This window comes from bacterium (genome assembly GCA_020440705.1).
GTDB lineage: Bacteria > Krumholzibacteriota > Krumholzibacteriia > LZORAL124-64-63 > LZORAL124-64-63 > JAGRNP01.
Genome location: JAGRNP010000338.1, coordinates 1 through 579, shown reverse-complemented (window position 1 = coordinate 579; position 579 = coordinate 1). Strand labels below are relative to the sequence as shown.

The window sequence follows — 579 nt, the reverse complement described above, 5'->3', positions numbered from 1 at the left end:
GGAGACGCCGAACGCGCTCCGGGTCGACCGGCTGATCCACGCGGCCGTCGCGCTTGATCCACGTGCCCACGATCGCGGCGTCGGCGAGGCCGGCGAGCTCGGCGCGGCTCGGGCTCAGCCCGCTCCCGATCACCACGGTCGAGTCGCCCGCCGCCGCGCGCACCTCGGCGAGGAGGTCGGGGGAGACGGGCTCCCCGGTGCCGGTCCCCGTCACGACGACCGCGTCGGCCATCCCGCGCCGCAAGACGTCTTTCACCTCGACGTCGACCGCGACCGGCGCGAGCGGGGTCGCGTGCTTGACCCGCACGTCGGCGAGGATCGCCACGTCGCGCGCGTCGAGGGTGTCGCGGTAGCGCAGCGTCTCGAACGCGCGCCCCTCGATCAGGCCCTGGTCGGTCACGTAGGCGCCGACGTGGACGTTCACGCGCACGAAGCCCGCGCCCGTCGCCGCCGCGATCCCGAGCGCGGCGCGGACGTCGTTGCGCAGCACGTTGACGCCCACCGGCTTGCCGAGGCGCAGGCAGGCCTCGACGGCGCGCGCGATCATCGCGATCTGGTGCGGCGGCGTGGGCTGCTCGG

Annotated in this window: 1 protein-coding gene; it reads right to left on the bottom strand. The window is 75.6% G+C overall.

The genetic code is table 11. The annotated features are described in order from the left end of the window. The coding region (locus KDM41_18685; GenBank protein ID MCB1185451.1) for a BtpA/SgcQ family protein at positions 1–579 on the bottom strand (579 nt) is incomplete at both ends.